Raw genomic sequence first — 1,171 nt, 5'->3', positions numbered from 1 at the left:
GCGAAGTGCTTCGCGTCGGATGCGGCGATGGAGATCACCACGGATGCGGTGCAGTTGCTGGGCGGGTACGGGTACACGCGGGACTACCCGTTGGAGCGGATGATGCGGGACGCGAAGATCACGCAGATCTACGAGGGCACCAACCAGATCCAGCGCATCGTGATGGCCCGCAACCTCCCGTAGGGCCGGAACGGCCGGGCGAGGGGCCGACGCCCGGCGCCCGCCCGGCCGTTCGAAGCCGGTGCTATGTTCCGGAGAATGAGTGAGAAGGAAGAGCAGGACCAGCAGATGAACGACGGGCCGCCCAAGCCGGCCATGCGCGAGGCGCTGGTTGCCGCAGCCTTCGAGCTCTTCCTGGAACGCGGCTTCGAACAGACCACGGTCGACGACATCGTCTCCCTCGCCGGGGTCGGGCGCCGCTCCTTCTTCCGCTACTTCCCCGCCAAGGAGGACGTGGTCTTCCCCGACCACGAGCGCGGCCTCGCCGACATGACGGACTTCCTGGAGTCCGGCACCGGCGAGGAGGACCCGGTCGAGCACGCCTGCGGCGCCGCCCGGCTGGTTCTGCGGATGTACGCCGAGCAGCCGTCCTTCTCCGTGCAGCGCTACCGCCTCACCCGCAGCGTCCCCGGCCTGCGCGCCTACGAGCTGTCGGTCGTCTGGCGGTACGAGCACACGCTCGCCCACTACCTGCGCGGACGGTTCGCCGACCGCCCGGACGGCCCGCTGCGGGCCGACGTCATCGCGGCGGCCGTGGTCTCGGCGCACAACCACGCCCTGCGCACCTGGCTGCGCTCGGGCGGGGAGAGCGACTGGGTGGCCGAGGTCGACGCGGCGATGGCCTTCGTCACCCGCACCTGGAGCGACCGCCCGGAGGACGGCGCGGGCGAGCACGACGGCGACGACGTGGTGGTGCTGGTCGCCAGCCGCCGGGCCCCGCTCTGGCGGATGGTGCAGGGCATCGAGAGCGCCCTCGGGGAGTCCGCGGCCGCGAAGTAGCCGGGGAGTGCCCGACAGCGGGGCCCGGGTCCGTCCGACGGACCCGGGCCCCGCAGTCCTGTGGGGCCGCCGGTCCCCGGCGGCCAGTCCCGGCCCAGTCTCGTAAACACAACAGACGCGGCCGACGAAGGAATTAGTGTATATATGGGTGGTCGCCGTCGAATTTATAACC

Annotated in this window: 2 protein-coding genes; both read left to right on the top strand. The window is 71.0% G+C overall.

Going from position 1 to position 1,171, the window contains the following annotated elements; all coding sequences use genetic code 11:
• Window positions 1-183, top strand: a 183-nt coding sequence (locus ACWGB8_RS38615) for an acyl-CoA dehydrogenase family protein (RefSeq protein WP_452215714.1), incomplete at its 5' end; no start/stop codon positions are given.
• Between the two features lie 132 nt (window positions 184-315).
• Window positions 316-999 (top strand): TetR family transcriptional regulator, encoded by a 684-nt coding sequence (locus tag ACWGB8_RS38610; RefSeq protein ID WP_452218313.1) that lies wholly within the window; start codon window positions 316-318, stop codon window positions 997-999.
• The last annotated feature ends 172 nt before the right edge of the window (window positions 1,000-1,171 follow it).

This window comes from Kitasatospora sp. NPDC054939, assembly GCF_053610105.1.
The sequence above is the reverse complement of the archived record's forward strand: the minus strand, read 5'-3'. Positions and strand labels throughout refer to the sequence as shown.

Excerpts from the sequence above, each read along its gene's own strand:
- ACWGB8_RS38610 (WP_452218313.1), top strand. The coding sequence starts at position 316 with ATGCGCGAGGCGCTGGTTGCCGCAGCCTTCGAGCTCTTCCTGGAACGC.